Consider the following 26,994-nt stretch of genomic DNA (forward strand, 5'->3'; position numbering starts at 1 on the left):
TCCGTACGTCTGCGGCCTGGGCCAGGGGGGCATGGACCAGGCACGCGGTAGCGAGGGCGGCATTCAGCAGGGAGAGGCGGATGGTTCTGGAGTGGTTCACAGGTCGTTTTCCTGGGTGATGGCGGTGGGGCCGAAGGGGCGACCATGTGCCCATGTGCGGCCCGAGACAGTAGAAATCGGCGCCAGACTATCTTTCGCCAGTGTTTATGTAAATAGGTGTTTCAATCTCGATAGGGACATGCTTCCAGGCGGAATGCGCTTGCGAGGCGTGTGTGCGTGGATGCCGATGAATGGGTGCGGCCCCAGGCTGAAACCGTTGGAAGCACGGGCGATGCGGCCGCACGCCATCATGGTTCGGTGCCGTTGTCGGTGCACCGGATTCGCTTGCCGACTGCCCTGTCCTCCGGCTTTCTGGGCCATCGCGCCGGTGGTGGCCTCCTCAATTCACCGGGTGCGTTCTGCACGGCAGTCTGCCGCTTGCGCAGTGCAGTGCAGTGCAGTGCGGAGCCATCCACCAGGGAAGATCAATGTCAATGGTTCTATGGAAAGTGCGGCACGCGGTGCCTTTTCCCCGCAGCGGGCGCAAGGCCGTCCTGGCGGCGCTGGCCTGGGTGGCGCTGTCTGGCGCTTGCCTGGCGCAGGCGCAAACGCTTTGGCCCCCCCCCCGGCAATGGGATCAGGCGCGAGAACAATCGGCCACCGTCCCCGCATGGCGCAGTGCCATGGCCGCCCAGCGGCGCATCGCCGAAGACGCGATGAAGAGCGAGCCCCGGCCCGTGGCCGTGCTGACCACCGGCGGCCGGCTGCGGGGCGATCCGCTCAAGGCCCAGACCGAAGCGGGCCTGCAGGACATGGACAAGATCCAGGCGCTGGCCATCACCTACCGGCTCGACCACGACCCGCGCCATGCGGCGAAGGCGGGCGACTACCTGCTGCGCTGGGCACAGGTCAACCGCCCGACCGGCCAACCCATCGATGAAACCGGCCTGGAGCCCGCCATCTTCGGTTATCGGCTGGTGCGGGCCGACCTGGGCGCTTCCACGCGCGAATCGGTCGATGGCTGGATGCGCCGCATCGCCGAAGCCGAGATGGGGTCGCGGGAGATGAAGAAGAAAACCGCCACCAACAACTGGCACAGCCATCGCCTGAAGATCGTCGGCCTCATCGGCTTCGCACTCGGCGACGCACGGCTGATCGCCTACGCCCGGGACGGCCTGCGTGCGCAGATCAACGACAACCTGCTTGCCAGCGGCGAAAGCGTCGATTTCCAGGAGCGCGATGCGCTGTCCTACCACGTGTACGACCTGCGCCCGCTGGTTACGCTGGCGCTGGCCTTCGCGGAGCAGGGCGAGGATTTCTACCACTGGAAGGCGGCGAACGGTGCCTCCATCGCCCACAGCGTGGCGTGGGTGATGCCATACCTGAAGGGCGAGAAGACGCATGCCGAATTTGTGGGCAGCGACGTGCGCTTCGACAAGGCGCGCTCGGACAACGGCGAGCGGGGCCACGTGGTCGGCAGCCTGTACGAGCCGCGCGACGCACTGCCGCTGCTGTTCCTGGCCGCTGCCTACGACCCCGAGTGCGTTGCCCTGGCGGAGCGGCTCGGCGGAGGTCGCCCGAACTGGCGCCTGGCGTTCAGCCGGCTGCCTGCCGCACGCAACCAGGGAGGGTGAGCGGCGGGCGTCGGCCCCTGAACGCGGTGGGTCACGCAGGCCAGGGGCCGTTCAGGGCTTGACCTCCAGCCGCACGCGGCGCCGGTCCGTGCTGACCGTGACCGACAGGCAATCGTCGGCCCACACCGGGCGAAGCGCGTCGGCGTCCGAATGCTCGGCGCGCCCATACGACCGCCCGGCCTGGTCCACCAGTTTCACGTAGCCCGCGCCGTCGCTGTAGTCGTAGAACTCCAGGCTGTAGTCACTCCCGCCGCACACATCGGTGTGCATGAGCTCTGCGGTGTTGAAAGCGCGGGAGGAGAGCAGGGAGCCGGCCAGCAGGGCCATCGGCACGCCCGCAAGAAGCAGCAAGGCCCATCGCGGCCAGGTCTGCCAAAAGCGGGGCTGGCGGAAGGCCGCGCGATGGGTGGAGAGTGAAGAGGTGGGGGATTTCATGGGTGTTGGGTCGCAGGCGGGCTCAGTGAATACGAGCCGATGGATGTGCCAGTCGAGGACGCACTTTTAAATTGGTGCGTTATCGACTGGAGCCGACATTGAATCGGTGGCAACCATGTGCCCGATAGGAATTACCGATGGCTGCTTCTTGCGAGAACGGATTCATCGTGAACCGGAACATTTGGGTGCTGAGTCGGCTTCATGGCCGTACGCTCAACAAAGCAGGATCTTTGTCCGTGTTGATGCTTACCTGCTTGCAATCGTCTGACCAGATCGGGCTCAGGTCAGTCCCATCTGAAAAAAGCGATCTGCCGTGCGCGCGGCCTGAGCCGTCCACCAGTTGAGCGTAGCCATCCCCATTTTTGTATAGGTAAATATCCAGGCGATAGCTGGTGTTTTTACAGTGCGATGCGTGGGAAAACTCTGCCTTTCCGAAATAACTGGAATTGGCCAGTACGAAAAGAATGGGGGTGTTAAACACCAGCCAGACTGCGAGCGATAGCAAGGCGATGAGCCAAAAAATCAGCCCAGCCCACCATTGCCATCTGCGCCAAAATGCTTTGCGCTGCGCAGTTTGCGAGGGGGGTGATAAGGGGATCGCCATCTCAAGTCACCTTGCAATGCCAAGTCAAAGGGGTCTTTAGTCTTTCACGATAAAGATCGGAGAAAACAATGAAGTCACCACCCTTTTGATGGTGTGAGCGCCATTCGCGGAAACTGGCGTTTTCCACCATGTAGAGATTTGAGGAAGGCACCTTGCGCACTTCACTGGCGTTCCAGTTGCCAAGGATCTGTTCGCCTGAGAAGTCGTAGCAGTCTCTTATATAAAAAACCAGGCTGTGAATGTCTACGCGGTGCGCGCGCGCTACGGCGTTTTCCAATGGCGTCACAACGCCTTCTGCTGCGACATGCAATGTGAAAGCGCCCAATGCGCAATACATGTCATCAATCGGGTCTGTCAGTTTTTCGAGTCCGTTCGCTGATACAGAGCGGGCATTGACATGGGCCGTCTCGTGCACATCGACCACGAAAGGACTGATGCCGAACGGGGTGGCATGCGTTCCCAGCTTTCCCGCTTTTCGGAGGTTGTTGAAGAGTTCCTTTTGTGAAAAGGCCAGGCTTCTTTCTGAGCCGTTACCGGAAATGGCATTTTTGAGTTCCAAATATGTTTCCTGCGTTCTTCCGAAACGCAACGCCCAAGGCATGCTGATGATCGACGTATCGATGTGCTGCGCGGTCAAAGACCTGTGGTCTACCCCTACACCTGTTTTCCAGGCACTCGGCATGGCGAACGGCGCACCCGTGAACCATTTACGCATCAGGGCAGCGCCCACGCGAAATCCGTTCTTCTCCATGGCCGCAGGAAGATCGGTCAGCTGAATGTTCTTGAAGCAACCAGCGGCTGGGTAATTCGAAGCGAGGCTGATGGGCTTCGCCACCAGCCGGGCCGCAGCAAGCGCGGCATCGTTGAAATCTTTTGTCATGAATCCTCCCTTTTATCGATGCAAGGCATTGCGGCCATTCCCATACAAACGACCGCGCGGCGCATCTTAAAAGCTCCCCCGCAACCCTGGTCTCTTTGCAACGCATTCTTACTTTATTTGCATATAAATCACGTAACAATAAAACAAATATTGCCCAAGGTGCCCTCATTCGCCACAGCGGTGCATCGATCTTCCTGGCCGTGTCGTTTTGTATACAAAACGGTGCAAAAACCGTATTCCAGCCTGGCATGGCGTTTGCGTAATGCCCCGGCATGGACGCCACCTCCCACCCCCCGGCCCCCGCCGCCATCGAAATCGTTGCGCTGACCAAGCGCTACGCGCAGGGCAAGCCTGCCGTCGATGGCATCGATCTGCGCATTGCCAGCGGCAGCTACTGCTGCCTGCTGGGGCCTTCGGGCTGCGGCAAGAGCACCACGCTGCGCATGATCGCGGGGCACGAGTCGGTGACCAGTGGCGATGTGCTGCTGGAAAACCGCAACATCACCGATCTGCCGGCAGCAGAGCGGGGCACGGCGATGATGTTCCAGAGCTTCGCGCTGTTTCCCCACCTGTCCGCGCTGGACAACGTGGCCTTCAGTCTCAAGATGAAGGGCGTGGGCAAGGCCGAGCGGCAGGCGCGCGCGCGGGCGCTGCTGGAGCGCGTGGCGATGGGGCACCTGGCCGACCGCAAGCCGGCGGAGCTGTCGGGTGGGCAGCAGCAGCGCGTGGCGCTGGCGCGCGCCCTCATCACCGAGCCGCGCGTGCTGCTGCTGGACGAGCCGCTGTCCGCGCTCGACCCGTTCCTGCGCATCCAGATGCGCGCCGAGCTGCGGCGCTGGCAAAAGGAACTGGGCCTGACCTTCATCCACGTGACCCATTCGCAGGAAGAGGCCATGGCTCTGGCCGACACGATGGTGGTGATGAACCATGGCCGCATCGAGCAGGTCGGTTCGCCGCACACGGTCTACAACCAGCCCGCGAGCGAGTTCGTGGCGCGCTTCATGGGCGGGCACAACGTGATCGCCACACCGTCCGGCCCGGTGGGCGTGCGCACCGACCACCTGCGGATCGCCGCGGTGGGCGAGGCGCTGCCGGCCGGGTCGAGCCACATCGGTGCGGTGGTGACCGATGTGGAGTACCAGGGCACCTACGTGCTGCTGGGCCTGCAGGACGAAGGCGCCGTGGTGTCGTCCAGCACCACCGCCGCCTATTCCGTGATGGTGTCCGAAGACGCCTATGCCGCCCGGCCTTACCAGGTGGGCGATGCGGTGCGCCTGCACTGGCGGCCTGAGCGCGCGCATCCGCTGCAGGCGCCGGCCACACCGGCCTCGGCAGGCGCCGCCGTCGCGGTGCCGGTCTGAGGCGCTGCAGGCCGGCAGCCGCAACCCACCGGGCGTCGCGGCTCCTGCCTCCGCCGGCTGACAAAAGATTTCCCTTTTCCCCCTGTCCCTTCGTTCAACCTAGGAGCTTTCCATGTCCGATGCGTCTTCCGAATCCCTCGCTGCCCCGTCGTCCGCCGTGCAGCGCCGCTCGCTGCTCAAGGGCACGGCCGGCATCCTGGCCGCCGGCATGTTCCCGGCCATCCATGCGCAGGAGAAGATCGTGCTGCGCTACCTGGGCACGGCGGTGAACCAGGACAAGGCCATCGCTGAAAAATTCAAGGCCGACACGGGCATCGAGATCCAGTACGTGGCCGTGACCACGGACGACGTGACCAAGCGCGCCGTCACCGCGCCCAACAGCTTCGACCTGATCGACACCGAGTACTTCTCGCTCAAGAAGATCGTGCCCACGGGCAACCTCAAGGGCATCGACACCAAGCGCATCAAGAATGCCGACAAGATCACCCCGCTGTTCACCACGGGCATGGTGGGCGGCAAGGCGGTGGGCGAGCAGGGCACCGCGCCCAAGAAGGTGATCTACCTCGAAGGCGAAAAGAGCAAGGTGTTCGCCAAGAGCCCGACGCAGTTCGTGAGCCTGATTCCCACCGTGTACAACGCCGACACGCTGGGCATCCGCCCCGACCTGATCAAGCGCCCCATCGATTCCTGGGCCGAGCTGCTGAACCCCGAGTTCAAGGGCAAGACGGCCATCCTGAACATTCCTTCCATCGGCATCATGGATGCGGCGATGGTGGTCGAAGCCATGGGCCTGTACAAGTACCCCGACAAGGGCAACATGACCAAGAAGGAGATCGACCTCACGATCAAGACCCTGATCGAAGCCAAGCGCGCCGGCCAGTTCCGCGCGCTGTGGAAGGACTTCAACGAGTCGGTCAACCTGATGGCCTCGGGCGAGGTGGTGATCCAGTCCATGTGGAGTCCGGCCGTGACGGCGGTGCGCACCAAGGGCATCGCCTGCAACTTCCAGCCGCTCAAGGAGGGCTACCGCGCCTGGGCCGCGGGCTTCGGGCTGCCGGCCACGCTGTCGGGCAAGAAGCTGGACGGCGCGTACGAGTTCATCAACTGGTTCCTCGACGGCTGGGCCGGCGCCTACCTCAACCGCCAGGGCTACTACAGCGCCGTGCTGGAGACCGCCAAGGCCAAGATGGAAGCCTACGAGTGGGCCTACTGGATGGAAGGCAAGCCCGCCGCGCAGGACATCAAGAGCCCGAACGGCGACCTGCTGGCCAAGGCCGGCAGCGTGCGCGACGGCGGCAGCTACGAGTCGCGCATGGGCGGCATCGCCTGCTGGAACGCGCTGATGGACGAGAACAACTACATGGTCCAGAAATGGAATGAATTCGTCGCGGCCTGACCGATGAAACCGGGCGGCGCCTGCCGCCCGGCCTCTTCGACTGGCATGCTCCTTTCGTCGTCCCTTTCAGCACGTTCCACTGCACCATGAGCCCTCCTTCGACCTCCCATACCGCCGCCGTGGCCGCCGCGCCCGGCCGCGGCATCGCGGCCTGGTGGCAGGCTGCGCCGTTCACCGCGGTGTTCGTGCTGTTCTTTCTGGTTCCGCTCGGGCTCATCCTGATGGTGAGCTTCTGGGACTTCAACGAATACGAGCTGCTGCCCGGCTTCACCTTCAAGAACTACCTGTCGGTGTTCGAGGGCTGCGGCAACACGGCCGACCTGTGCACCACGCTGCGCACCTACCTGTCCACCCTCAAGTTCAGCCTGCTGGTGTGGGGCATCACGCTGCTGCTGGGCTTCGCGGTGGCGTACTTCCTGGCCTTCCACGTGCGCTCGCCGGGCATGCAGACGCTGCTGTTCGTGCTGTGCACCATCCCGTTCTGGACCTCCAACGTGATCCGCATGATCTCGTGGGTGCCGCTGCTGGGGCGCAACGGGCTGGTGAACCAGACGCTGATCGACCTGCACCTGATCCAGACCCCGATCGAGTGGCTGCTATTCTCCGATTTTTCCGTGGTGCTGGCCTTCGTGCACCTGTACACCATGTTCATGATCGTGCCCATCTTCAACAGCATGATGCGCATCGACCGCAGCCTGCTGGAGGCCGCGAGCGACTCCGGCGCCTCGGGCTGGCAGACGCTGTGGAACGTGATCGTGCCCCTGTCGCGCACCGGCATCATCATCGGCTCGATCTTCGTCATCACCATCGTCATGGGCGACTTCGTCACCATCGGCGTGATGGGCGGGCAGCAGATCGCCTCGGTGGGCAAGATCATCCAGGTGCAGACCTCGTACCTGCAGTTTCCGCTGGCGGCGGCCAACGCCGTGATCCTGCTGGCCGTCGTGCTGATGATCATCTACGGGCTCACGCGGCTGGTGGACATCCGCAAGGAGCTTTGAGCCATGGCCGTTCACGCACGCACATCCTTTTCCGCAGTGCCCCGCGCGGGCACCGCCCCCTTGGTCTTTCCCTCGGCATGGAGGCCCTTTCCATGAACAAAACCCGCCTGCGCGAGCCGCGCCCGCTCAGCTTCTGGCTGCTGGCGATGGTGTTCGTTCTGTTCGTGCTGTTCATGTACGGGCCCATGCTGGTCATCTTCGTGCTGAGCTTCCAGGGCCCCGAAGGCGGGCTGACCTTTCCGATGCGCGGCCTGTCGCTGCACTGGTTCCGCCAGCTGGCCGAGGGGCTGGGCGTGGTGGACATCGGCGCGGCGCTGCGGCGTTCGCTCGCCCTCGGGCTGGCCGTGATGGCGTGCACCGTGGTGCTGTCGGTGCTGGCGGGCCTGGCCTTTCGCAAGCGGCTGGCGGGCGGCAACACGCTGTTCTTCGTGGTGGTGGCCAGTCTCATCATGCCGTCCATCATTGTGTCGCTGGGCATCGGGCTGGAGTTCCGCCTGATCGATACCGCCATCAAGGCGGTGCTGGGCTGGCTGGGCCTGCAGGAGACGCTGGAGGGCTTCGGCACCTCGCTGGGCCTGTTCACCTCGGCCCTGGGCGCGCACCTCACGTGGACGCTGCCGTTCGGCCTGCTCATCATGTTCGCGGTGTTCAACCGCTTCAACCCGGCGTACGAAGAGGCGGCGAGGGACCTGGGCGCCACGCCGTGGCAGGGCTTTGCGCACGTGGTGCTGCCGCTGGTGGCGCCGTCGGTGGTGGGCATCGGCATGTTCGGCTTCACGCTGAGTTGGGACGAGATCGCCCGCACCTCGCAGGCCATCGGCGACGTGAACACGCTGCCGCTGGAACTGCAGGGGCTGACATCGACCGTGACCACGCCGTCGATCTACGCGCTGGGCACGCTGACCACGGTGGTCTCTTTCGTGGTGATGGGGCTCACGCTGGCGCTGGTGTGGCTGCTCGGGCGCGGGCGCCGCGCGGGGGCCGCCCGATGAAGCCTCCCGCACCCGCCGGCCGCGCGCCCCGTGCGGCGGCCGCGCCGCGCCGCAGGGCTGCGTCCTCGCGCACCGCCGCGCTGCCCGCGACCGATGCCGACGACGGCCTGCTGAGCGACAACGACATGTACGAGCGCATGGTCTCGGCCATCCTGGACCATCGCCTGCCGCCCGGCACCAAGCTGGTGGAAGACAAGCTGGCCATGGCCTTCGGCGTGTCGCGCACTCGCGTGCGGCCGGTGCTGGTGCGCCTGGCGGGCGAGCAGGTGGTCACCCTCACGCCGCGCCGCGGCGCCTCCATCGCCCAGCCCACGGTGCAGGAGGCGCGCGAGGTGTTCGAGGCGCGCCGCCTGATCGAGCCGCGCCTGGTGTCGCTCTTCGTGGAGACGGCCACCGCGCAAGACGTGGCCTGGCTGGTGCAGAGCGTGGCCGACGAAGAGGCCTCGCGCCAGGCGGGCGACATGCGCCGGGCGATCCGGCTGTCGGGGGACTTTCACCTGCACATCGCGCAGGCGGCCGGCCACCAGACGCTGGGGCGCATCCTGCGCGAGCTGGTGTCGCGCACCTCGCTCATCCTCATGACCTACAGCCCCAGCCATGTGCAGGCCCGCGAAGAGGCCACGGCCTGCGGCTGCCGCGAGCACCGTGCGCTGATCGACGCGATCCGCCTGCGCGATGCGGGCGAGGCCGCGCGGCGCATGCTCGACCACCTGGCGCGCATCGAATCGCAGCTCGAATTCACGCCCCCGCAGGACGCGGCGCCGGACCTGGTGCAACTGCTGGGCGCGGGCCGCGCGGCCTGACGCGCCGCGCACCTGAACACGAAGGCAACGCATGCGCCAACTGCTCGTCATCAACCCCAACACCTCGGCCAGCGTGAGCGCCTTGCTGCAGCGCCACGTGCAGGCCGCCGCCGGATCGCACGTGCGGGTGCGCACGGCCACGGCCCGGTTCGGCGCGCCCTACATCGCCTGCGAGGCCAGCTACGCGGTGGCCTCCCACGCCGCGCTGGACGCCTGGGCCGCGGCGCTGGCGGACGGCGGCAGCGCGCCCGATGCGGTGCTGGTCGGCTGCTTCGGCGACCCGGGCCTGATGGCGCTGCGCGAGAGCAGCCCCGTGCCGGTGACCGGGCTGGCCGAGGCCTCTTTCATCACGGCGGCACGGCAGGGGCGCTTCGGCATCGTCACCGGCGGCGAGCGCTGGGGGCCCATGCTTCAGCGCCTGGCGCAGGCACTGGGGCATGCGCCCATGCTGGCGGGCATCCACACGGTGGCACCCACCGGCGCGCAACTGGCCGCGGACCCTGCGGCGGCGCGGGCGCTGCTCGCCCAGGCCTGCCGCGACGTGGTGCGGCAGATGGGCGTGCAGGCCGTCATCCTCGGGGGCGCGGGCCTGGCCGGCATGGCCGGCGCGATCCAGCCCGAGGTGGGCGTGCCGGTGATCGACAGCGTGGTGGCCGGCGCGCAATGGGCGCTGCGCACGCCCGCGTTGCCGAGCGAGCGCGCGCAGCCCCGGTGCGACGTGGCCTGGGAGCGGGTGTCGCCCGAGCTGGCGGCGCTGGGGCTGGCGTCGCGCCAACCTGACGGAGCCGCAGCGGCCTGAAAAAAGCGCAGGCCCCGGCCCGCTGCGCAGCCAGCATGCCGCGCGTCGGGCCGGGGCCTGGCCTTCAGGGCCGGTTCTTCAAGGCAGCGGCGTGAGCGAGATCCGGCCGTAGTTCAGTTGCGACCGGCGCGGCGTCGCGCCGTTGCTGTCCACCGGCACCAGCGTGACGGTGACGGCCTTGTCCCGTGCGATCAGGCGGGCCGTCTCCTCGTCGATCACGAACGAATAGCGGATACCGGCCTGGTGGTGCGCCGCATGCCCCGCCGTGTTCGCGGGCGTGGTCTTGGCCACGCTGGAGATCATTCCCACGAAGTTGGGCGACTCGGTGGTGGTGCTGGCGTTGGCATTGGGCAGGTTCACGTACACCTTGGCGCTCACGCTGCGGTCGGGCGGGGTGGTCACGTCGTCGATGTGCAGCAGGTACAGCCGCGACGACTGGTTGGCCGCCAGCGCGGCGAGCGGCTTGCGAAAGCCCTCCGGCAGCGCGGCCTTGTGCGTGACGGGCGCGGTGCCCAGGTTGCGCTTTTGCGGCGCGGCCAGCACCACCAGCGGTTGCGCGGGATGCGCCAGGGCCGCGTTCTCGGCCGGTGCCGGCTGGCTGGCGCCTGCCGTCCGCACGGCGCTGCGCAGGGGCTTCGGGGGCGTGGCCAGGGAGTCGTACACGTAGCCCAGGTTTTCGGAGTTGACGACGTCGCTGACCTTCATGGAGGTCCACACGCCGTTTTCGTCGTAGAAGTTCCAGGCGTGGCCGTTCCAGTCCGCATCCGGCGGGTTGGTGTGCGAGGGGTCGACCGCCACCCAGCTGCTCCACATGCGGTCCACGTTGGAATGGTGGGCGAAGAACACCGGGTCGCGGGCGGCCGTGGAGAGCACGCCCATGTCGGAGCCGTAGTTGGGCGACTGGCTGCCATCGGTGCCCGTCCACACGTGCACGTGGTTGTGGGGAATGGTCTCCAGCGCGCCGGGGCTGCCGCCGCCGATGGCCGTGTTGACCCCGCCGAACAAGGCATAGGTGGGCGAGTTCAGCACGATGGACATGGCCTTCGGGCCCACGAAGGCGGCAGGGATCCGGGCGCCCGGCTTCACGTTGGCGGGGTTGCGCAGCGGGTCGTACAGGGCGCTGCCGGCGCTGGCGTAGATCTGCGGGAAGGTCTGGGTCGAGGGGCTCTGGGTGCTCCAGTCCCAGTACGGCAGGCGCAGGTCGGGGTCGCCCGAGGCCTTGACCAGGGCGCGCTCCAGGAAGAACAGGTAGGCGCGGTGCCATGGCGGGAACCACCAGCTCGAATGGATTTCCTCGCCCTGCTGGCCGTCGGTGCCGCCGCCGCAGGCCCAGCAGTGCACGTAGCTCTGGCGCAGCCAGCCGGTGGGGCTGTTGGGGTTCTGGGCGGTGATGTCACGCAGCCCTTGCCAGCCCTTGGTGAGGCTGGCGATCTCGGCGTCGGTCAGGGCGAAGGCGCTCTTGCGTGGCTTGACGGCGATCTTGCCGCCCTGGAAGGGCGTGGCCGGGCCGGGCGGCGGGGGCGGGGCGCAGTTCTGCGGGTTGTCGGCCGGGTTCTGTGCCCAGGCGGCACTGTGCTGCAGGCTCCACAACGAAAAGCCGGCGGTCAGGCTGGCCAGGTGCTGCAGGGCTTGCCTGCGGGAAGTATGGGAATGGCTCATGCCGCGGTCCTCCGAATTGATTTTTTGCCGTGGCGCGGGTCAGGGCCCGTGCCACGGCGATCAATGTACGCGGGGGAGCGCGGCCCGCGAAGGCGCGGGCGAAGGGCTGCGCGGGGTGCTGGCGCGGCCCGATGGCAGCGCCAAGTCCTTGTCGGGCATGGATTTTTTGCGCTGCAGCGCACCGGGTGCCGCCGCTGGCGAGTCCGCTGGCCGGCACCTTAAAAGTTCTGAATTCGGTGGCCCAGGCGCTCGGCGGCAGGGCGCGGGGCGATGCGGGGGGGGGGGCGGTGCAGCCCGACCGACGCGGCCGGGCCGGCCCCGTCAATGGTCGTGGTGCAGATAGCTCGCCTGGCGCGGCAGGCGCAGGCTGACCACGAACGCCAGCACCATCATGCCGGTCACGTACCAGAAGAATACCGTCTCATGGCCGATGGATTTGAGCCCCAGCGCGACATATTCGGCCGAGCCGCCGAAGATCGCGTTGGCCACCGCGTAGGCCAGGCCGACGCCCAGTGCGCGCACCTCGGGCGGGAACATCTCGGCCTTCACGATGCCGCTGATGGAGGTGTAGAAGCTCACGATGGCCAGGGCCAGCGCGATCAGCACGAAGGCGACGTAGGGGCTGGTCGTGTGCTGCAGCGCCGTGAGGATGGGCACCGTGCACAGCGCGCCCAGCGCGCCGAACAGCAGCATGTTGTTGCGCCGGCCGATGCGGTCCGACAGCGCCCCGAACAGCGGCTGCATGCACATGTACACGAACAGCGCGCAGGTCATCACGTAGCTGGTGGTCTTGATGGGCAGGCCCACCGTGTTCACCAGGTATTTCTGCATGTAGGTGGTGAACGTGTAGAAGATCAACGAGCCGCCGGCCGTGTAGCCCAGCACGGTGAAGAAGGCCGCCTTGTGGTGGCGGAACAGCCCGCCCATGGTGCCGGCCTCCTTGTTCTGCTTGGCGGCGTCGGTCTGCGTCTCGTGCAGGGTGCGGCGCAGCAGCAGCGCGACCACGGCCGAGATGGCGCCGATCACGAACGGAATGCGCCAGCCCCAGGCCTTCAGCTCGGCCTCGCTCAGCAGCGTCTCCAGGATCACGATGACCAGCACCGCCAGCAGCTGCCCGCCGATCAGCGTCACGTACTGGAACGAGGAGAAGAAGCCGCGCTGGCCGCGCAGCGCCACCTCGCTCATGTAGGTGGCGGTGGTGCCGTATTCGCCGCCCACCGACAGCCCCTGGAACAGGCGGCACATCAGCAGCAGGAAGGGCGCCCAGGCGCCGATGGCGGCATAGGTGGGCAGGCCGGCGATGACGAGGGAGCCCGCGCACATCATGGTGACCGAAATCAGCATCGAGGTCTTGCGCCCGTACTTGTCCGCGATGCGCCCGAACAGCCACCCGCCGATGGGCCGCATGAGAAAGCCCGCGGCGAACACGCCGGCGGTGTTCAGCAACTGGGCGGTGGGGTCCGATTTGGGGAAGAAGGCCGGCGCGAAGTACAGCGCCGAGAAGGCATACACGTAGAAGTCGAACCATTCGACGAGGTTGCCCGACGAGGCCGCCATGATGGAGAAGACGCGGTGGCGCTTCTCCTCGGCGGTGTAGGCGCGGGGCGCGGGCGCGGGCGCGTCGGCGTCGGCCGCGGTGGGGACGGATGCAGTCATGGAAGACGGGCCTTTCTGGTCCGCATGCGCGGCATGCAGGGTGTGTTGTTGTGGCAGGCCGCATTGTCGTCGGGACGACGAAGTCCTGGCTGTCAGCCAAATCCGGCATCGCGCCACCAGCCTATTGAAAACCGCGCTTTCGCTCCTAGATGCAGCCCGGGGATCGCTCCGCCATTGCGGCGGCTGCGCTTTCCTTCCTCTGCAAAACCAACGCACACAGCGCAGCGGGAACCCGGATCGGCACCGCGCCGGCCCGCCAGCCTGTTGGAGGCCGGCGGCACGGCCACGCGGCGCCGGCCGACCGCCTCTCCCCTTTGATGCCTTTTCGTTTTTGCCACCCGAGGAATACCGATCCATGCAACCCGAACACACCCGCGCCGTGATGGCCATCAGCCTGATGGCGGCCTTTGCCGACGAACACAAGGACGAGCGCGAGCGCGAGCACCTGCGCCAGCTGGCCGAGTCCCTCAGCGCCGGCACCGGCCTGGACCTGATGAAGCTCTACCAGGACGTGCTGCTGCAGCGCGTGCGCATCGAGGACGCGGCCCAGGCGCTGGACACGCCCGCGCTGCGCCAACTGGCCTACGAAATGGCCGTGGGCGTGTGCGATGCCGACGGCGTGTGCAATGCCCAGGAAAAGGCCTTTCTGCAACGCCTGGGCGCGGCCCTGCAGATGGCGCCGGACGAAGCCGCCGCCGTGGTGCGCGAGGCCGATGCGCTGGCGGCTGCGCCCCTGCGCGATGCGCCCGTTGATTCGCAAGGCGCATCGCAGGTTTGGGCCGAGCCTGCCGCGATCGCCGTGGCGGGGGCGGGCGCCGCTGCGGCGGTGGCGGCGGGCACCGCGGCCGTCTCCGCCCCGGGCCAGGCGCTGGCACCGGTGCCAGCGCCGGTACCGGGTGGCGCGCCGGCGCCGGCCGTCGATCCCCATGCGGCCGAGATCGACTCCATGGTGCTGAATGCCTCCATCCTGAACGGGGCGCTGGAGCTGCTGCCGCAGTCGCTGGCCTCCATGGCGATCATTCCGCTGCAGACGCGGTTGGTCTACCGCATCGGCAAGTTGTACGACTACGAGCTGGACAAGGGCCACATCACCGACTTTCTCGCCACGGTGGGCGTGGGCCTCACCTCGCAGTACGTGGAGCAGTTCGGCCGCAAGCTGGTGGGCGGGCTGCTGGGCAAGGTGATGGGCGGCATGGGCCGCGCGGTGGGCAGCGCCGCCACGGGCTCGGCGTTCTCGTTCGCCACCACGTACGCGCTGGGCAAGGTGGCGCAGCGCTACTACGCCGGGGGCCGCACGCTGGGCAAGGACGCGCTCAAAACGTCCTTCTCGCGCACGGTGGACGAGGCGCGCAACCTGCAGCAGCGCTACGCGCCGCAGATCCAGCAACGTGCGCAGGGCCTCGATGTGGGCAAGCTGCTGCGCGAACTGCGCGCCTGATCCGGCGGCGCGCGGTGCCGGTCATGGAGTGAATCCGCCACCCCGGGTGCCAGGGTTGGTTTGCTATTAAAAATATAGCTATATGCCCTAGTATCAATTGTGCTGGAGGCACTTTTGATGCCCAGCCGTCCTGTCACGGCGGCGGGGTCTTGGGCTGGTAGTCGCAGTACGGCGCCACCACGCATTCCCAGCAGCGCGGCTTGCGCGCCTGGCACACGTAGCGGCCCAGCAGGATCAGCCAGTGGTGCGAGTCCACCGCGTAGGCCGCAGGAACACGCTTCATGAGCTGCAGTTCCACCGCCAGCGGGTTCTTGCCGGGCGCGAGGCCCGTGCGGTTGCTGACGCGGAAGATGTGCGTGTCCACCGCCATGGTGGGCTGGCCGAACGCCACGTTCAGCACCACGTTGGCCGTCTTGCGGCCCACGCCGGGCAGGGCCTCCAGCGCCTCGCGGGTGCGGGGCACCACGCCGCCGTGCTGCTCCACCAGGATGCGGCAGGTGGCCATCAGGTGCCGGGCCTTGCTGCGGTACAGCCCGATGGTCTTGATGTAGCCCTCCAGCCCTTCCAGCCCGAGGTCGAGGATGGCCTGCGGCGTGCCTGCCACCGGAAATAGCTTGCGCGTGGCCTTGTTCACGCCCACGTCGGTGGCCTGGGCCGAGAGCAGCACCGCGGTCAGCAGCTCGAACACCGTGGTGTATTCCAGCTCCGTGTTGGGCATGGGGTTGGCGGCCTTCAGGGCGGCGAAGAAGGGTTCGATCTGCGCGGTCTTCATGGTGGGAATGTCGTTGTGGGCACGCGGGGAGCCGCATTGTCCCGCAGCCGGCCGCCCGGGCGCCTGCCGGCCCGGCGGCGGGTCGCCGCCCGGGCGGGTTGACGGGGAATTGACGGGCGCCGGCGCATTTTTTACGGCGTTTTTATGCCGGCGTTCCTAGACTGGGGCCATGTTCCACCCGCAGCCCGCCACCGCCCGCCGGCACCCCTCCGGCCCCGTGGCGGCGACTCGCCCCATGCCGCATTCATGCGCTTTTCCGACCCTTCACCGCGTGGCCCTGGAGGCCCGGCCGCCGGCCGACAGCGACATCGTCGTGCTGCCGCTGCGCCTCTTTCACACCGACGTGCTGGAAGGGCGCCGCTCGCTGCACCGCATCCTGGGCCCGCGGGTGCAGGGCTACCGCATCGACGTGGATGCGGCCCGGCACTGCATCCGCATCGAGATGAACGTGCGCCGCGGCGAACTGGCCGCGTGCCTGCGGCTGCTGACGGCCGGCATGCCCTGCGCGGAATTCGGCCGCATCGCCCGGCCCACCCACTGGATGCACTGAGATCCGGACGCCATGCACGACGTTGCCCTGCACCTCTTTCTGGCCCTGCTCGTGGTCTTCCTGCCGCTGGGCGGCGCCTGGTGCCTGCTGTACTGGATGGAGCGCCCGGCCCCGCGCCCGGACAGCGGGCGCGATCATGAATGAGGCCCGGCCCCGTGCCACGCCCGGGCGGGCGATCGATGCCGGCGTGCCTGCCGATGCCCGCGCGCTGGAGGCGATCGAGCGCGCTTCGTTCCTGGGAGACCGCATCTCGCTGCCGAGCTGGCGGCGCCTGCTGCGCAGCCGTTCGGCCCGCGTGATGGTGGCGCGGCCGGCGGCGGGCGCGGTCCCGGGCGGCGGCGCGCTGCTGGGCGCCTGCGTGGTCCTGCGCCGCCAGGGCACTTCGGTGGCGCGGCTGTATTCCATCGCGGTGGCGCCCCAGGCGCGCCACGGCGGCATCGCCAGTGCGTTCCTGGCGGAGGCGCTGGACTGCGCGCGCCATTGGGGCTGCGCCCTGCTGCGCCTGGAGAGCCGGGCCGAGAACGTGGCCGCCCACCGGCTGTTCCAGCGCTTCGGGTTCGTGGCGGTGGGCCGCGCGCCCGCCTATTACGCGGACGGCGCGGATGCGATCCGCTTCGAGAAGGACGTGTTCGACGGCCACCGCCGGGACCGGCTGATGCTGCCCGGGGCCCGGCACTACGGACAGACGCTGGACTTCACCTGCGGCCCTTGCGCGCTGCTGATCGCCATGTCGGCCCTGGCGCCGGACACCGTGCTGGACCAGGCCGCCGAGATCCGCCTGTGGCGCGAGGCGACCACGGTGTTCATGGCCGCGGGCCATGGCGGCTGCGGCCCGTTCGGCCTTGCCTGCGCCGCCCTGCGCCGTGGCTTCGGTGTGGCGGTGTACGCCGCCGCGGGCTCGTCGCTCTTCATGGACAGCGTGCGCGAGCCCCACAAGAAGCGCGTGATCCAGCACGTGGAGGACGATTTCCGCGCCGAACTGGTGGCGCATGGCGCGCCGGTGTTCGCGCTGCCCGTCTCGCCCGAGGGCGTGATCGAGCAGTTGCGCCACGGGCACGTGCCCATCGTGCTCATCAGCCTGTGGCGGCTGCACCGCGAAAAGGCACCGCACTGGGTCGTCATCACCGGCTTCGACGGCACGGTCTTCCGGGTGCTGGACCCCATGGCCCGTTCGGGCGAGGGCGATGGCGGCGTGTCGGTGAGCCTGTCCGAATTCAAGAAGATGGCCCGCTACGGGCGCCGCCGCCGGACAGCGGCCGTCATCCTGTCCAGAAAGCCTTGAAGTGACTTCAGAACATGTGATCGTGGTGGAAAGACGCTCGGATTTCCGCTGGAGCGACCCTGGGGTGCGCATCGTCACCGCGGAGGCGTTCATCGCCGAGGAGCCGCGCCCGCGAGCGCGTGCGCGCAAGGTCACCAACCTGTGCCGCAACTACAGCTACCTGGGCATGGGCTACTACTGCTCGCTGCTGGCCGAAGCGCGGGGCGACCGGGTCACGCCCAGCGTCGAGACCATCATGGCCCTGCAGCGCGGCAAGCCGCAGGCGGCTTCGCTGGCCGCGCTGGACCGCCTGATCGGTCCGCTGGACAGCGTGCCGCAGTCCGTCAGCTCGCTCACCCTGGACGTGTTCTTCGGCCGCACCGAGGATGCGGAGTTGACCGCCCTCGCGCGCAAGGGCTTCGAGCTGTTCCGCTGCCCGCTGCTGCGGCTGCATCTGCAGCGGCGCGAGCCATCGCCCGGCTGGCACGTCGCCGCGCTGCAATCGCTGGATCCGCGCGATGTGGACGCCCACCGCGACGGCCTGTTCGACGAGGCCCTGGCGCATTTCACGCGCCGCCACTGGCGGCCTGCCGCGCCGGTGGCGGCGCCGCGCATGGACCTGGCCATCCTGCACGACCCCAACGACCCGCTGCCGCCGTCCAGCCGCCGCACGCTGCAGAAGATCGTGGACTTGGGCCACGGCATGGGCATCGCGGTCGAACTGATCGAGAAGAAGGATTTCTCGCGCCTGACCCAGTTCGATGCGCTCTTCATCCGCGAGACCACGGCGGTCAACCACCACACCTTCCAGTTCGCCAAGAAAGCCGCGGCCGAGGGCATGCCGGTGATCGACGATCCGGTGTCCATCCTGCGATGCACCAACAAGGCGTACCTGGCCGAACTGCTCAAGGGCCACGGCATCGCCACGCCGCGCACGCACCTCGTGAGCCGCCGCACGCTGGGCGATCTGCCGCGGGGCCTGGCCTACCCGGTGGTGGTGAAGGTGCCGGATGGCTCGTTCAGCCGCAGCGTGAAGAAGGCCGAGAACGCCGAGGCGCTGCACGCCATTGCGCGCGAAATGCTCCGCGAGTCCGGGATCATCCTGCTGCAGGAGTTCATGTACACCGACTTCGACTGGCGCATCGGCCTGGTGGGCGGGGAGCCTCTGTTCGCAGCGAAGTACTACATGTGCGAAGGCCACTGGCAGATCCTGCAGCACGGCGAAGACGGCGGGTACGTGGAGGGCCGCACTCAGGCCGTGTCCCTGGATGCCGTGCCGCCGCCGGTGCTGCAGGCCGCCACGCGCGCGGCGCGGCTGGTCGGCAACGGTTTTTACGGCGTGGACCTCAAGTGCAATGCGGCCGGCGCCCATGTGATCGAGATCAACGACAACCCCAACCTGGACGCCGGCGTGGAGGATGCGCTGGTGGGCGATGCGCTGTACCGCACGCTGCTGGGGCATCTGCTCGCTCGCATGGACTGGCGGCTGAACCGGGAGGGCGCTGCGCCCCTGTGCAGCGGGCCGTCGCAGCGGAACCCGGCCGCCCGCCAGGGGCCGGCGTGGCGGTCCGAGCCCGCCGGCACCGGTGCGACCTTGCCCGCGCGGTAGGGCGCGGCAGGGCCGGCGGCCTGGCAAAGCTCCGGCCAAACCCCGGCCCGGCACAGGGCAAGCCGGGGCGGCGAAAATCCCCGAAGACCGGCCGTGCCGGCCCGGAACGCCATCCCTCAAGGAACCCATGCCCGAATCCACGCCGCCCATCGCAACGCCCGCCCACGATCCCGCGCAGGATGAAGACCCCCACCAGTGGCTCGAAGCGGTGGACAGCGAACTCGCCCTGGCCTGGGTGCGCGAGCGCAATGCGCATTCCGAGGCGGTGCTGACGGCCCGGCCCGAATACGCTCCCACTCGCGAGCAACTGCTGGACATCATGGATGCCAAGGACCGCATTCCCAGCGTGGTGCGTCGTGGCGACTGGCTCTACAACCTGTGGCAGGACGGGCACCACCGCCGCGGGCTGTGGCGGCGCACCACGCTGGCCGGGTACCGCGCGCCCGAACCCGCGTGGGAGACGGTGCTCGACCTGGATGCCCTCGCCCTGGCCGAGGACGAGAACTGGGTCTGGGGCGGGGCCGAGGTGCTGGGCCCGAAGTACCGCCACGCCCTGGTGTCGCTCTCGCGCGGCGGGGCCGACGCCACGGTGATCCGCGAGTTCGACCTGGTGTCGCGGCAGTTCGTCGAAGCGGGTTTCGCCCTGCCTGAGGCCAAGTCGGACGTGACCTGGATCGACGCCGAAACGGTCTACGTGAGCACCGATTTCGGCGAGGGCTCCCTGACCGAATCGGGCTACCCCCGCATCGTCAAGCGCTGGCGGCGCGGCACGCCGCTGGCCTGCGCGGTCACGGTGTTCGAGGGCGAGGCGTCGGACGTGGGCGTGGGGGTGGGCGTGGACCGCACGCCGGGCTTCGAGCGCACCGTGTTCACCCGCATGATCGACTTCTACCGCCACGAGGTCTGGCTGACCGAGGGGCCTGCCGAAGCGCCGGATGCCGCCCCCGTGCGGCTGGACGTGCCGGACGACGCCATTCCCGACTTCGTGCGCGGCACGCTGCTCCTGGAGCTGCGCAGCGACCTGGTGCTGGGGGAGGCGCACTTCGCCGCCGGCTCGCTGCTGCATGCCGACGCGGCGGCCTGGCTGCGCGGCGAGCGCGTGGCCGCGGCGTTGTTCACCCCCACGGCCACGCGCTCGCTGGCCGGCTACGACACCACGCGCGACCACGTGCTGCTGCAGGTGATGGACAACGTGGCCGAGCGGCTGGAGCTGTGGCACCGGCCCGGGGGCGAGGGCGGTCCCTTCGTCGGCCGCGCGGTGGACACGCCGTTCCCCGGCCAGTTGGGCGTGACGGCCCTGCACGACCCGCTGCTGGCCGACGACCCGCTGGCCGAGCATTACCTGCTGTCGTACACCGACTTCACCACGCCCGCCTCGCTGTTCCTGGCCCGCACCGCCGATGACGAGCGCGAGTTGCTCAAGGCCGGGCCGGCGCGCTTCGATGCCGAAGGCATGCGCACCGAGCAGTGCTTCGCCACCTCGGCCGACGGCACGCGCGTGCCGTATTTCGTTCTGTGGCCGCGCGGCGCGCAGGCCGATGGCAGCAACCCCACGCTGATCTACGGCTACGGCGGCTTCGAGCATGCGCTCACGCCCTGGTACGCCGCCGACTACGGCCGGGCCTGGTGCGAGCAGGGCGGCGTGCTGGTGGTGGCCAACCTGCGCGGCGGCGGCGAGTACGGCCCGGCGTGGCACCAGGCGGCGGTGCGCGAACACAAGCAGCGCAGCTACGACGACCTGATCGCCATCGCACAGGATTTGATCGCGCGCGGCGTGACCCGGCCCGCGCACCTGGGCATCCAGGGCGGCAGCAATGGCGGGCTGCTGGTGGGCGCGGTGATGGTGCAGCGGCCCGACCTGTTCAACGCGGTGGTGTGCCAGGTGCCGCTGCTGGACATGCGGCGCTACCACACGCTGCTGGCGGGCGCGTCGTGGATGGCCGAGTACGGCGATCCGGACGATCCGGCCGACTGGGCCTTCATCGCGCGCTACAGCCCCTACCACCAGGTGCGGGCCGATGCGCGCTATCCCCGGGTGCTGTTCACCACCTCGACACGCGACGACCGGGTGCACCCCGGCCACGCGCGCAAGATGGCCGCGCGCATGCTGGCGCAGGGGCACGACTTGCTCTACTACGAGAACACCGAGGGCGGCCACGGCGGCGCGGCCGACAACGCGCAGCGCGCCCACCTGCTGGCGCTGGAGTTCGCCTACCTGTGGCAGCAGCTGGGCCCGCGGCCCGCGGTGGCCGACGCCGCCGGCTGAATGCCGTGTCGGCCGCAGCGGCGCAGCATTTCGCCACCGGGGCCGTGGCGGCGCGCCGCGGCCCCGGCGCGCCGGCCGCGGGCACTGGCGCCACACGCAGGAAAACGCCACGCCGATTTGGCGACAATCGCATCCAGAAAGTGAGACCCCGACCATGCCCCTGCAATTCGCCGACCGACTGAACAATGTAGAGACCTCCGCCATCCGCGAGCTTTTCAAGCTGCTGGGCAAGCCCGGCATCATCAGCTTTGCCGGGGGATTTCCGGACAGCGCGATGTTCGACGTGGACGGCATCCGCGAGGCCTCCAACCAGGCCCTGGCCGAAGAGCCGGGCGCGGCCCTGCAGTACGGCGCCACCGAGGGCTACAACCCGCTGCGCGAGCAACTGGCCGCCTTCATGGTCAGCAAGGGCGCCAGGGACGTGGCGACCGACAACCTCATCGTCACCACCGGCAGCCAGCAGGCGCTGGACCTGCTGGGCAAGACGCTCATCAGCCCCGGCGACAAGGTGATCGTGGAAGGCCCCACCTTCCTGGCCACCATCCAGTGCTTTCGCCTCTACGGCGCCGAGCTGATCAGCGCGCCGGTCGATGGCGAAGGCGTGGACACCGATGCGCTGGAAAAGCTCATCGCCGAGCACCGCCCCAAGTTCGTCTACCTCATCCCCACCTTCGGCAACCCCAGCGGCGCGCTGCTGAGCCTGGAGCGCCGCCGAAAGGTGCTGGAGATGGCGGCCCGCCACCAGACGCTGATCGTCGAGGACGACCCCTACGGCGACCTGTACTTCGGCGAGGCGCCGCCCCCCAGCCTGCTGGCGCTGTCGGCCGACGTGCCCGGCAGCCGCGACCTGCTGGTGCACTGCGGCAGCCTGAGCAAGGTGCTGAGCCCCGGCCTGCGCGTGGGCTGGCTCATCGCCCCGGCCGAACTGCTGGCCAAGGCCACCATGTGCAAGCAGTTCAGCGATGCGCACACCAGCACCTTCGCGCAGGCCACGGCCGCGCAGTACCTCAAGGCCGGCCGCATGCCCGCCACGCTGGCCAAGGTGCGCGCCGTGTATGCCGAGCGCGCCCAGGCCATGGGCGATGCGCTGCGCAAGGAACTGGGCGATGCCATCGCGTTCGTGCAGCCGCAGGGGGGCCTGTTCGTCTGGGCGCGCCTCACCGGCGCGCGCGGCCAGGTGGCCGACGGCAACGTGCTGGCCAAGAAGGCCATCGAGCAGGGTGTGGCCTTCGTTCCCGGCACGCCGTTCTTCTGCGCGCAGCCCGACCACGCCACGCTGCGCCTGTCGTTCGCCACGGCCGATGTGGACAAGATCCGCGAGGGCGTGGCCCGGCTGGGCCAGGCGGTGCGCGCCTGACCGGCCGGCTGCGGCCCGGCGCGGCGCCCGCTGGCGCTGCCCTGACCACCCCCGAGGGCGCCATGGCGCCCTTTTTTCATGGCCGCACCGGTCAGGCCTGCAGCGACACCAGCCCGCGCACGGCCATGTAGAGACCCAACAGCCCCAGGCCGATGAAAAAGCAGGCCTTGAACCGTGCCGGCGACAGGCGCCCCCGCAGCCACTGGCCGGCCGCCATGCCGATGACGGCGGGCACCAGCAGCGCCACGGACGACAGGGCCGCCGTGCCCGGGTACGCCCCGTTGGCCGCCAGCCCGGCGCCCAGCACCAGCGTGGAGACGGTGAACGACAGCCCCATGGCCTGCACGAGCTCGTCCCGCGCCAGGCCCAGCGACTGCAGGTAGGGCACCGCCGGCACCACGAACACGCCGGTGGCGGCCGTGACCAGGCCCGTCGCCACGCCCACGGCCGGCCCCAGCCAACGTTCGGCGCGCGCCGGCACCTGCAGCGGGGCTCCGCGCAGGCCCCAGGCGGCGTACAGGACCAGCACGGTGCCCAGCGCCACCGACGCCCCCTGGCCGGCGGGCGCGCCGATCCACGCCGCCCCCGCGAGGGTGCCCGCGCACACGCCCAGCTGCATGCCGCCCAGCCGGCGCACCATCGGCCCCAGACCCGACAGGGGCCGCAACTGCAGCAGATTGGTCACGAGCGAGGGCATTACCAGCAAGGCCGCCGCGTGGGCGGGGGGCATGACCAGGGCCAGCAGCGCCATCGCGACGGTCGGCAGCCCCAGGCCCACCACGCCCTTGACGCACCCGGCGAGCAGGAAGACGGCCGTGGCCGCGAGGAAGGCGGTGGGGGGGAGCGATGCGGTCATGCCGTGGATTGTTGGAGGCGTCCGTCGGCGCGGCAATCGGGATTCGGCGCAGCCTGCCTCAGGCGAGGCCATAGGCAGGGCGTGCTACCTTGGCGCCCATGGCATTCGACCTGACCGATCTGCGACTGTTCGCCAACGTGCTGGAGGCGGGCACCATCACCGCCGGCGCATCAGCCAGCTGCATCACGCTGGCATCGGCCAGCGAGCGCATCCGCGGCATGGAATCCGCGCTGGGCGTGCCGCTGCTGCTGCGAACGCGGCGCGGCGTGTCGCCCACCCCCGCCGGGCGGACCTTGCTGCAGCACGCGTTGATCGTGCTGCAGCAGATCGAGCGCATGCAGGGGGACTTGGGCGACCATGCCTCGGGCCTGCGCGGCCACGTGCGCCTGATGTGCAACAGCGCCGCGCTGAGCGACTGGCTGCCCGACCGGCTGGCGGGTTTCCTGCACAACCATCCCGGCATGTCGGTGGACCTGCAGGAACGCCCCAGCCACGAGATCGTGGACGCCTTGCGCCACGGCGTGTGCGAGATCGGCGTGCTGGCCGATTCGGTCGATGCCGCGGGCTTGCAGGCCTTCGTGCTGGGGGCGGACCCGCTGGTTCTGGTGGTGCCGCGCGGCCATGCGCTGGCGGCGCGCCGCCGCATCGCATTCGCCGAGGTGCTGGACTGGGAACTGGTGGGCCTGTCGGCCGGCAGCGCGCTGGACGACCACCTCGCGGGCCATGCCCGCCGGCTGGGCGCCCGCCCGCGCTACCGCATCCGCCTTGGCAGCTTCGAGGTGGTCTGCCGCATGGTGGGGCAGGGCGTGGGCCTGGCCGTGGTGCCGCGCGCCGTGGTGCAGCGCTGCGGCCGTTCGGCCGGCGTGCGGGCCGTGGCCCTGGACGATGCGTGGGCCGCGCGCTCGCTGGTGCTGTGCGTGCGGGAACTGGACGCGCTGCCGACCCCTGCCCGACAACTGGTGGCACGGGTGCTGGGTGCGTCGCCAGGCACCGGCGGCGGGTGAAGCGTGGTTTGGGTTCCAATAGCGGCATGCCCGACACCCATCCCAACGAACAGCGCCTGAACGAGCTGGAGATCAAGGCCAGCTTCGCCGAAGACCTGCTCGACCAGCTCAACCTCACCATCTACCGGCAACAGCAGCAGATCGACCGGCTCATCGCCGAGGTGTCCCAGCTGCGCCAGCAGATCCCCGAAGGCGGCGGGGCGGCCGTGCGCAGCCTGCGCGACGAACTGCCGCCGCACTACTGACCTGCCGCGCGCCCCCGCCGGGTTCGCTTCCTCTCCCTCTTTTTCTTCTCACCGAAAGGTCCTTGCCATGCAATACCGCCGCCTTGGCCGCAGCAACCTGCAAGTCTCCGCCCTGTGCCTGGGCACCATGATGTTCGGCGACCAGACGGGGCGCGATGAGGCCGCGGCCATCGTGGCCGACGCGCGCGAGCGCGGCGTGAACTTCATCGACACGGCCGACGTGTACACCCGGGGCGCGTCGGAAACGATGCTGGGCGGGTTGCTCAAGGGCCAGCGCCACGACTGGGTGCTGGCGACCAAGCTGGGCAACAAGATGTCCGACCGGGTGAACGAATCGCAGTATTCCCGCACCTGGATGCTGCGCGAGGTGGATGCCAGCCTGGCCCGGCTGCAGACCGACCACGTGGACATCCTGTACCTGCACCGCGACGTCAACGACATGGACCTGCAGGAGCCGCTGTTCGCCATCGATGCGCTGCTGCGCGCCGGCAAGATCCGCTACTGGGGCGTGTCCAACTTCCGCGCCTGGCGCATCACTGAGCTGGTGCACCTGGCGGCGCGCATGGGCCTGCCCGGGCCCGTGGTCTGCCAGCCGTACTACAACCTGCTCAACCGCATGCCCGAGGTGGAGATCCTGCCGGCCTGCGCGCACCACGGCGTGGGCGTGGTGCCCTACAGCCCGATCGCGCGCGGCGTGCTCACCGGCAAGTACCTGCCGGGCCAGCCGCCCGCCGAGGGCACGCGCGCGGCACGCGGCGACAAGCGCATGGCCGAGACCGAGTTCCGCGAGGAATCGCTGCAGATCGCCCAGCGGCTGAAAGGGCATGCCAAGGAACGCGGCGTGACGCTGGCCCAGTTCGCCACGGCCTGGGTGCTGGCGCACCGCGCGGTGAGCGCCGTGATCGCCGGCCCGCGCACCCTGGCGCAGTGGCAGGACTACGCGCCCGCGCTGGGCGTGGAGATCACCGCGCAGGACGAAGCGCTGGTGAACGAGCTGGTGGCCCCGGGCCACCCGTCCACCCCGGGCTACACCGACCCGGCCTACCCCCTGTACCCGCGCACCCGCGGCTGATCGAGCGACGACGGCAGGCGCGGCTCAGTCGTTCGCACCGCCGCCGTCCTGGCCCTGGCGGGCCGTAGCCGCGCGCAGCTTGTCTTTCTTGCTCGGGCGCTTGCCCTTGATGCCGCCGTTGCCCGGCGGCGCGGCCGGCGCGGCCTCGGTGGGCTCGAAGCCGGGGATCTGCTCCAGCGGCAGGGCCATGCGCTGGCGCTTTTCGATCAGGCGCCAGTGCGCCTCGGTGCTGGCGCTGACGAAGCTCACGGCCACGCCGGTCTCGCCCGCGCGGCCGGTGCGGCCGATGCGGTGCACGTAGTCGGTCACCGAGCGGGGCAGGTCGAAGTTGACCACCACGGGCAGTTGCGCGATGTCGATCCCGCGCGAGGCGAGGTCGGTCGTCACCACCACCTGCCAGCGGTCGTCCTTGAACTCCTGCAGCACCTGCTTGCGCGCGCCCTGGCTCAGGCCGCCATGGAAGGGCGAGGCGAAGATGCCGGCCTGGTAGAGCTTCTCGGCCACATGCTCGGCGGCGTACTGCGTGGCCACAAACACCAGCACGCGCGACCATTCGTGCGTCTGCACCAGGTGGCGCAGCAGTTGCGTGCGCCGGCCCGGGTCCACGGCGATGGCGCGCTGGGCGATGTCGGGCGTGGTCTCGGGCGAGTGGGCGATCTCGATGCGCACCGGCTCGCGCAGCAGGCCGTCGGCCAGCGCGGCCACCGCCGGCGCGAAGGTGGCCGAGAACAGCAGGTTCTGCCGCTCCACGGGCAACAGGGCCAGCACGCGGTTCAGTTCCTCGGCGAAGCCTAAGTCGAGCAGGCGGTCGGCCTCGTCCAGCACCAGGGTCTGCACGGCGGAGAGCGCCACCGCGTTATGGTCCACCAGGTCCAGCAGGCGGCCCGGCGTGGCGACGACGATGTCGGCCCCGCTGCGCAGGCCCATCATCTGCGGGTTGATGGAGACGCCGCCGAACACCACGGCAACCGCCAGGCGCTGCGGCAGCAGGTGCCGGGCCAGATCGCGCAGGACCTCGCCGACCTGCTCCGCCAGCTCGCGCGTGGGCACCAGCACCAGGGCCCGCACGCGGCGCGCGCCCCGGCCGGCCTGGGCCAGCGTGTGCGGCAGGCACTGCTGCAGCAGCGGCAAGGCGAAGGCGGCGGTCTTGCCCGAACCGGTCTGCGCGCAGGCCCGCACGTCGGCGCCGCGCAGCACGGCCGGAATGGCCTCGGCCTGGACCGCCGTGGGCGTGGTGAAGCCCATCGCATCGGCGGCGTGGACAAGGGCGGGCGAGAGGCCGAGGGAAGCAAAAGGCATGGCAGG

Annotated in this window: 25 protein-coding genes; 17 read left to right on the forward strand and 8 right to left on the reverse strand. The window is 69.1% G+C overall.

Going from position 1 to position 26,994, the window contains the following annotated elements:
* The first annotated feature begins 527 nt into the window (after positions 1–527).
* Complete coding sequence (locus tag AVAK2825_RS13260; protein WP_284399303.1) at positions 528–1,673, forward strand: alginate lyase family protein; 1,146 nt, start codon at positions 528–530, stop codon at positions 1,671–1,673.
* 51 nt (positions 1,674–1,724) lie between these two features.
* On the opposite strand, the gene AVAK2825_RS13265 is transcribed toward AVAK2825_RS13260, so the two are convergent.
* The 3 genes from AVAK2825_RS13265 to AVAK2825_RS13275 form a co-directional block, all read right to left on the reverse strand.
* Positions 1,725–2,108 carry a hypothetical protein gene (locus tag AVAK2825_RS13265; protein ID WP_284399306.1) on the reverse strand — a complete coding sequence of 128 codons (384 nt, stop codon included), beginning with the start codon at positions 2,106–2,108 and terminating at the stop codon, positions 1,725–1,727.
* A gap of 199 nt (positions 2,109–2,307) precedes the next feature.
* Entirely contained in the window at positions 2,308–2,712 is a 405-nt protein-coding gene (locus AVAK2825_RS13270; RefSeq protein WP_284399309.1) for a hypothetical protein, read from the reverse strand.
* A 1-nt stretch (position 2,713) separates the two neighbouring features.
* Entirely contained in the window at positions 2,714–3,592 is an 879-nt protein-coding gene (locus tag AVAK2825_RS13275; RefSeq protein WP_284399318.1) for a DUF6402 family protein, read from the reverse strand.
* 272 nt (positions 3,593–3,864) lie between these two features.
* Here AVAK2825_RS13275 and AVAK2825_RS13280 point away from each other — a divergent pair, with 272 nt between their 5' ends.
* From AVAK2825_RS13280 to AVAK2825_RS13305, 6 genes are all read left to right on the forward strand, one after another.
* Positions 3,865–4,953: an ABC transporter ATP-binding protein gene (locus AVAK2825_RS13280; protein WP_284399321.1), complete on the forward strand. Its 1,089-nt coding sequence runs from the start codon at positions 3,865–3,867 to the stop codon at positions 4,951–4,953.
* Positions 4,954–5,065: 112 nt separating this feature from the next.
* The gene (locus AVAK2825_RS13285; protein WP_284399323.1) at positions 5,066–6,349 is read left to right on the forward strand and encodes an ABC transporter substrate-binding protein; all 1,284 of its coding nucleotides are present in this window, start codon (positions 5,066–5,068) and stop codon (positions 6,347–6,349) included.
* 86 nt (positions 6,350–6,435) lie between these two features.
* Positions 6,436–7,350 carry an ABC transporter permease gene (locus AVAK2825_RS13290; protein WP_284399325.1) on the forward strand — a complete coding sequence of 305 codons (915 nt, stop codon included), beginning with the start codon at positions 6,436–6,438 and terminating at the stop codon, positions 7,348–7,350.
* 92 nt (positions 7,351–7,442) lie between these two features.
* Positions 7,443–8,342, forward strand: coding sequence for an ABC transporter permease (locus tag AVAK2825_RS13295; RefSeq protein WP_272564119.1), 900 nt, complete (start codon positions 7,443–7,445; stop codon positions 8,340–8,342).
* A complete protein-coding gene (locus AVAK2825_RS13300; protein WP_502870533.1) occupies positions 8,339–9,145 on the forward strand; it encodes a GntR family transcriptional regulator in 807 nt (268 codons plus the stop codon). Before AVAK2825_RS13295 ends, AVAK2825_RS13300 begins: the two co-directional genes overlap by 4 nt.
* A 31-nt stretch (positions 9,146–9,176) precedes the next feature.
* Complete coding sequence (locus AVAK2825_RS13305) at positions 9,177–9,944, forward strand: aspartate/glutamate racemase family protein (protein WP_284399331.1); 768 nt, start codon at positions 9,177–9,179, stop codon at positions 9,942–9,944.
* A gap of 78 nt (positions 9,945–10,022) precedes the next feature.
* Here AVAK2825_RS13305 and AVAK2825_RS13310 read toward each other — a convergent pair whose 3' ends face one another.
* Both AVAK2825_RS13310 and AVAK2825_RS13315 read right to left on the reverse strand, forming a co-directional pair.
* Positions 10,023–11,603, reverse strand: a complete 1,581-nt coding sequence (locus AVAK2825_RS13310) for a tyrosinase family protein (RefSeq protein WP_284399334.1) — start codon at positions 11,601–11,603, stop codon at positions 10,023–10,025.
* A 321-nt stretch (positions 11,604–11,924) separates the two neighbouring features.
* Positions 11,925–13,259, reverse strand: a complete 1,335-nt coding sequence (locus AVAK2825_RS13315; protein ID WP_284399337.1) for an MFS family transporter — start codon at positions 13,257–13,259, stop codon at positions 11,925–11,927.
* Between the two features lie 355 nt (positions 13,260–13,614).
* Here AVAK2825_RS13315 and AVAK2825_RS13320 point away from each other — a divergent pair, with 355 nt between their 5' ends.
* Positions 13,615–14,697: a YcjF family protein gene (locus tag AVAK2825_RS13320; RefSeq protein ID WP_502870534.1), complete on the forward strand. Its 1,083-nt coding sequence runs from the start codon at positions 13,615–13,617 to the stop codon at positions 14,695–14,697.
* A 133-nt stretch (positions 14,698–14,830) separates the two neighbouring features.
* On the opposite strand, the gene nth is transcribed toward AVAK2825_RS13320, so the two are convergent.
* Complete coding sequence (gene nth / locus AVAK2825_RS13325) at positions 14,831–15,469, reverse strand: endonuclease III (RefSeq protein ID WP_284399340.1); 639 nt, start codon at positions 15,467–15,469, stop codon at positions 14,831–14,833.
* Positions 15,470–15,638: 169 nt separating this feature from the next.
* On the opposite strand from nth, the gene AVAK2825_RS13330 reads away from it, so the two are divergent.
* The 6 genes from AVAK2825_RS13330 (at position 15,639) to AVAK2825_RS13355 (ending at position 22,512) form a co-directional block, all read left to right on the forward strand.
* On the forward strand, positions 15,639–16,019 hold the full coding sequence (locus AVAK2825_RS13330) for a hypothetical protein (protein ID WP_284399342.1): 381 nt from the start codon (positions 15,639–15,641) through the stop codon (positions 16,017–16,019).
* A gap of 12 nt (positions 16,020–16,031) precedes the next feature.
* Positions 16,032–16,163 (forward strand): hypothetical protein, encoded by a 132-nt coding sequence (locus tag AVAK2825_RS13335; protein WP_272564113.1) that lies wholly within the window; start codon positions 16,032–16,034, stop codon positions 16,161–16,163.
* On the forward strand, positions 16,156–17,301 hold the full coding sequence (locus tag AVAK2825_RS13340; protein ID WP_284399348.1) for a GNAT family N-acetyltransferase/peptidase C39 family protein: 1,146 nt from the start codon (positions 16,156–16,158) through the stop codon (positions 17,299–17,301). Before AVAK2825_RS13335 ends, AVAK2825_RS13340 begins: the two co-directional genes overlap by 8 nt.
* A gap of 1 nt (position 17,302) precedes the next feature.
* Complete coding sequence (locus AVAK2825_RS13345; RefSeq protein ID WP_284399350.1) at positions 17,303–18,889, forward strand: RimK family ATP-grasp domain-containing protein; 1,587 nt, start codon at positions 17,303–17,305, stop codon at positions 18,887–18,889.
* A 127-nt stretch (positions 18,890–19,016) separates the two neighbouring features.
* Positions 19,017–21,155 (forward strand): prolyl oligopeptidase family serine peptidase, encoded by a 2,139-nt coding sequence (locus AVAK2825_RS13350; protein WP_284399352.1) that lies wholly within the window; start codon positions 19,017–19,019, stop codon positions 21,153–21,155.
* Positions 21,156–21,315: 160 nt separating this feature from the next.
* Positions 21,316–22,512: an aminotransferase-like domain-containing protein gene (locus tag AVAK2825_RS13355; RefSeq protein ID WP_284399564.1), complete on the forward strand. Its 1,197-nt coding sequence runs from the start codon at positions 21,316–21,318 to the stop codon at positions 22,510–22,512.
* A 91-nt stretch (positions 22,513–22,603) separates the two neighbouring features.
* Here the strand turns inward: AVAK2825_RS13355 and AVAK2825_RS13360 are convergent, their stop codons facing one another.
* Complete coding sequence (locus tag AVAK2825_RS13360) at positions 22,604–23,368, reverse strand: sulfite exporter TauE/SafE family protein (RefSeq protein WP_284399361.1); 765 nt, start codon at positions 23,366–23,368, stop codon at positions 22,604–22,606.
* Between the two features lie 98 nt (positions 23,369–23,466).
* Here AVAK2825_RS13360 and AVAK2825_RS13365 point away from each other — a divergent pair, with 98 nt between their 5' ends.
* The 3 genes from AVAK2825_RS13365 (at position 23,467) to AVAK2825_RS13375 (ending at position 25,689) form a co-directional block, all read left to right on the forward strand.
* Positions 23,467–24,372 (forward strand): LysR family transcriptional regulator, encoded by a 906-nt coding sequence (locus AVAK2825_RS13365; RefSeq protein ID WP_284399364.1) that lies wholly within the window; start codon positions 23,467–23,469, stop codon positions 24,370–24,372.
* A gap of 26 nt (positions 24,373–24,398) precedes the next feature.
* Positions 24,399–24,617, forward strand: a complete 219-nt coding sequence (locus tag AVAK2825_RS13370; protein WP_272564107.1) for a SlyX family protein — start codon at positions 24,399–24,401, stop codon at positions 24,615–24,617.
* A 67-nt stretch (positions 24,618–24,684) separates the two neighbouring features.
* Positions 24,685–25,689 carry an aldo/keto reductase gene (locus AVAK2825_RS13375; protein ID WP_284399369.1) on the forward strand — a complete coding sequence of 335 codons (1,005 nt, stop codon included), beginning with the start codon at positions 24,685–24,687 and terminating at the stop codon, positions 25,687–25,689.
* A gap of 24 nt (positions 25,690–25,713) precedes the next feature.
* Here AVAK2825_RS13375 and AVAK2825_RS13380 read toward each other — a convergent pair whose 3' ends face one another.
* Positions 25,714–26,988, reverse strand: a complete 1,275-nt coding sequence (locus AVAK2825_RS13380; RefSeq protein WP_284399371.1) for a DEAD/DEAH box helicase — start codon at positions 26,986–26,988, stop codon at positions 25,714–25,716.
* Positions 26,989–26,994 lie beyond the last annotated feature (6 nt).

This window comes from Acidovorax sp. SUPP2825, assembly GCF_030158995.1.
Taxonomy (GTDB): Bacteria; Pseudomonadota; Gammaproteobacteria; order Burkholderiales; family Burkholderiaceae_C; genus Paracidovorax.

Bases quoted from the DNA above. Each gene is read 5' to 3' on its own strand.
- AVAK2825_RS13380 (WP_284399371.1), bottom strand. From the start codon at position 26,988: ATGCCTTTTGCTTCCCTCGGCCTCTCGCCCGCCCTTGTCCACGCCGCC.
- AVAK2825_RS13360 (WP_284399361.1), bottom strand. From the start codon at position 23,368: ATGACCGCATCGCTCCCCCCCACCGCCTTCCTCGCGGCCACGGCCGTC.
- AVAK2825_RS13335 (WP_272564113.1), top strand. From the start codon at position 16,032: ATGCACGACGTTGCCCTGCACCTCTTTCTGGCCCTGCTCGTGGTCTTC.
- AVAK2825_RS13375 (WP_284399369.1), top strand. From the start codon at position 24,685: ATGCAATACCGCCGCCTTGGCCGCAGCAACCTGCAAGTCTCCGCCCTG.
- AVAK2825_RS13305 (WP_284399331.1), top strand. From the start codon at position 9,177: ATGCGCCAACTGCTCGTCATCAACCCCAACACCTCGGCCAGCGTGAGC.
- AVAK2825_RS13280 (WP_284399321.1), top strand. From the start codon at position 3,865: ATGGACGCCACCTCCCACCCCCCGGCCCCCGCCGCCATCGAAATCGTT.
- AVAK2825_RS13260 (WP_284399303.1), top strand. From the start codon at position 528: ATGTCAATGGTTCTATGGAAAGTGCGGCACGCGGTGCCTTTTCCCCGC.
- AVAK2825_RS13365 (WP_284399364.1), top strand. From the start codon at position 23,467: ATGGCATTCGACCTGACCGATCTGCGACTGTTCGCCAACGTGCTGGAG.
- nth (WP_284399340.1), bottom strand. From the start codon at position 15,469: ATGAAGACCGCGCAGATCGAACCCTTCTTCGCCGCCCTGAAGGCCGCC.
- AVAK2825_RS13290 (WP_284399325.1), top strand. From the start codon at position 6,436: ATGAGCCCTCCTTCGACCTCCCATACCGCCGCCGTGGCCGCCGCGCCC.
- AVAK2825_RS13315 (WP_284399337.1), bottom strand. From the start codon at position 13,259: ATGACTGCATCCGTCCCCACCGCGGCCGACGCCGACGCGCCCGCGCCC.
- AVAK2825_RS13320 (WP_502870534.1), top strand. From the start codon at position 13,615: ATGCAACCCGAACACACCCGCGCCGTGATGGCCATCAGCCTGATGGCG.
- AVAK2825_RS13300 (WP_502870533.1), top strand. From the start codon at position 8,339: ATGAAGCCTCCCGCACCCGCCGGCCGCGCGCCCCGTGCGGCGGCCGCG.
- AVAK2825_RS13310 (WP_284399334.1), bottom strand. From the start codon at position 11,603: ATGAGCCATTCCCATACTTCCCGCAGGCAAGCCCTGCAGCACCTGGCC.
- AVAK2825_RS13330 (WP_284399342.1), top strand. From the start codon at position 15,639: ATGTTCCACCCGCAGCCCGCCACCGCCCGCCGGCACCCCTCCGGCCCC.
- AVAK2825_RS13285 (WP_284399323.1), top strand. From the start codon at position 5,066: ATGTCCGATGCGTCTTCCGAATCCCTCGCTGCCCCGTCGTCCGCCGTG.
- AVAK2825_RS13370 (WP_272564107.1), top strand. From the start codon at position 24,399: ATGCCCGACACCCATCCCAACGAACAGCGCCTGAACGAGCTGGAGATC.
- AVAK2825_RS13340 (WP_284399348.1), top strand. From the start codon at position 16,156: ATGAATGAGGCCCGGCCCCGTGCCACGCCCGGGCGGGCGATCGATGCC.
- AVAK2825_RS13275 (WP_284399318.1), bottom strand. From the start codon at position 3,592: ATGACAAAAGATTTCAACGATGCCGCGCTTGCTGCGGCCCGGCTGGTG.
- AVAK2825_RS13270 (WP_284399309.1), bottom strand. From the start codon at position 2,712: ATGGCGATCCCCTTATCACCCCCCTCGCAAACTGCGCAGCGCAAAGCA.
- AVAK2825_RS13265 (WP_284399306.1), bottom strand. From the start codon at position 2,108: ATGAAATCCCCCACCTCTTCACTCTCCACCCATCGCGCGGCCTTCCGC.
- AVAK2825_RS13350 (WP_284399352.1), top strand. From the start codon at position 19,017: ATGCCCGAATCCACGCCGCCCATCGCAACGCCCGCCCACGATCCCGCG.
- AVAK2825_RS13295 (WP_272564119.1), top strand. From the start codon at position 7,443: ATGAACAAAACCCGCCTGCGCGAGCCGCGCCCGCTCAGCTTCTGGCTG.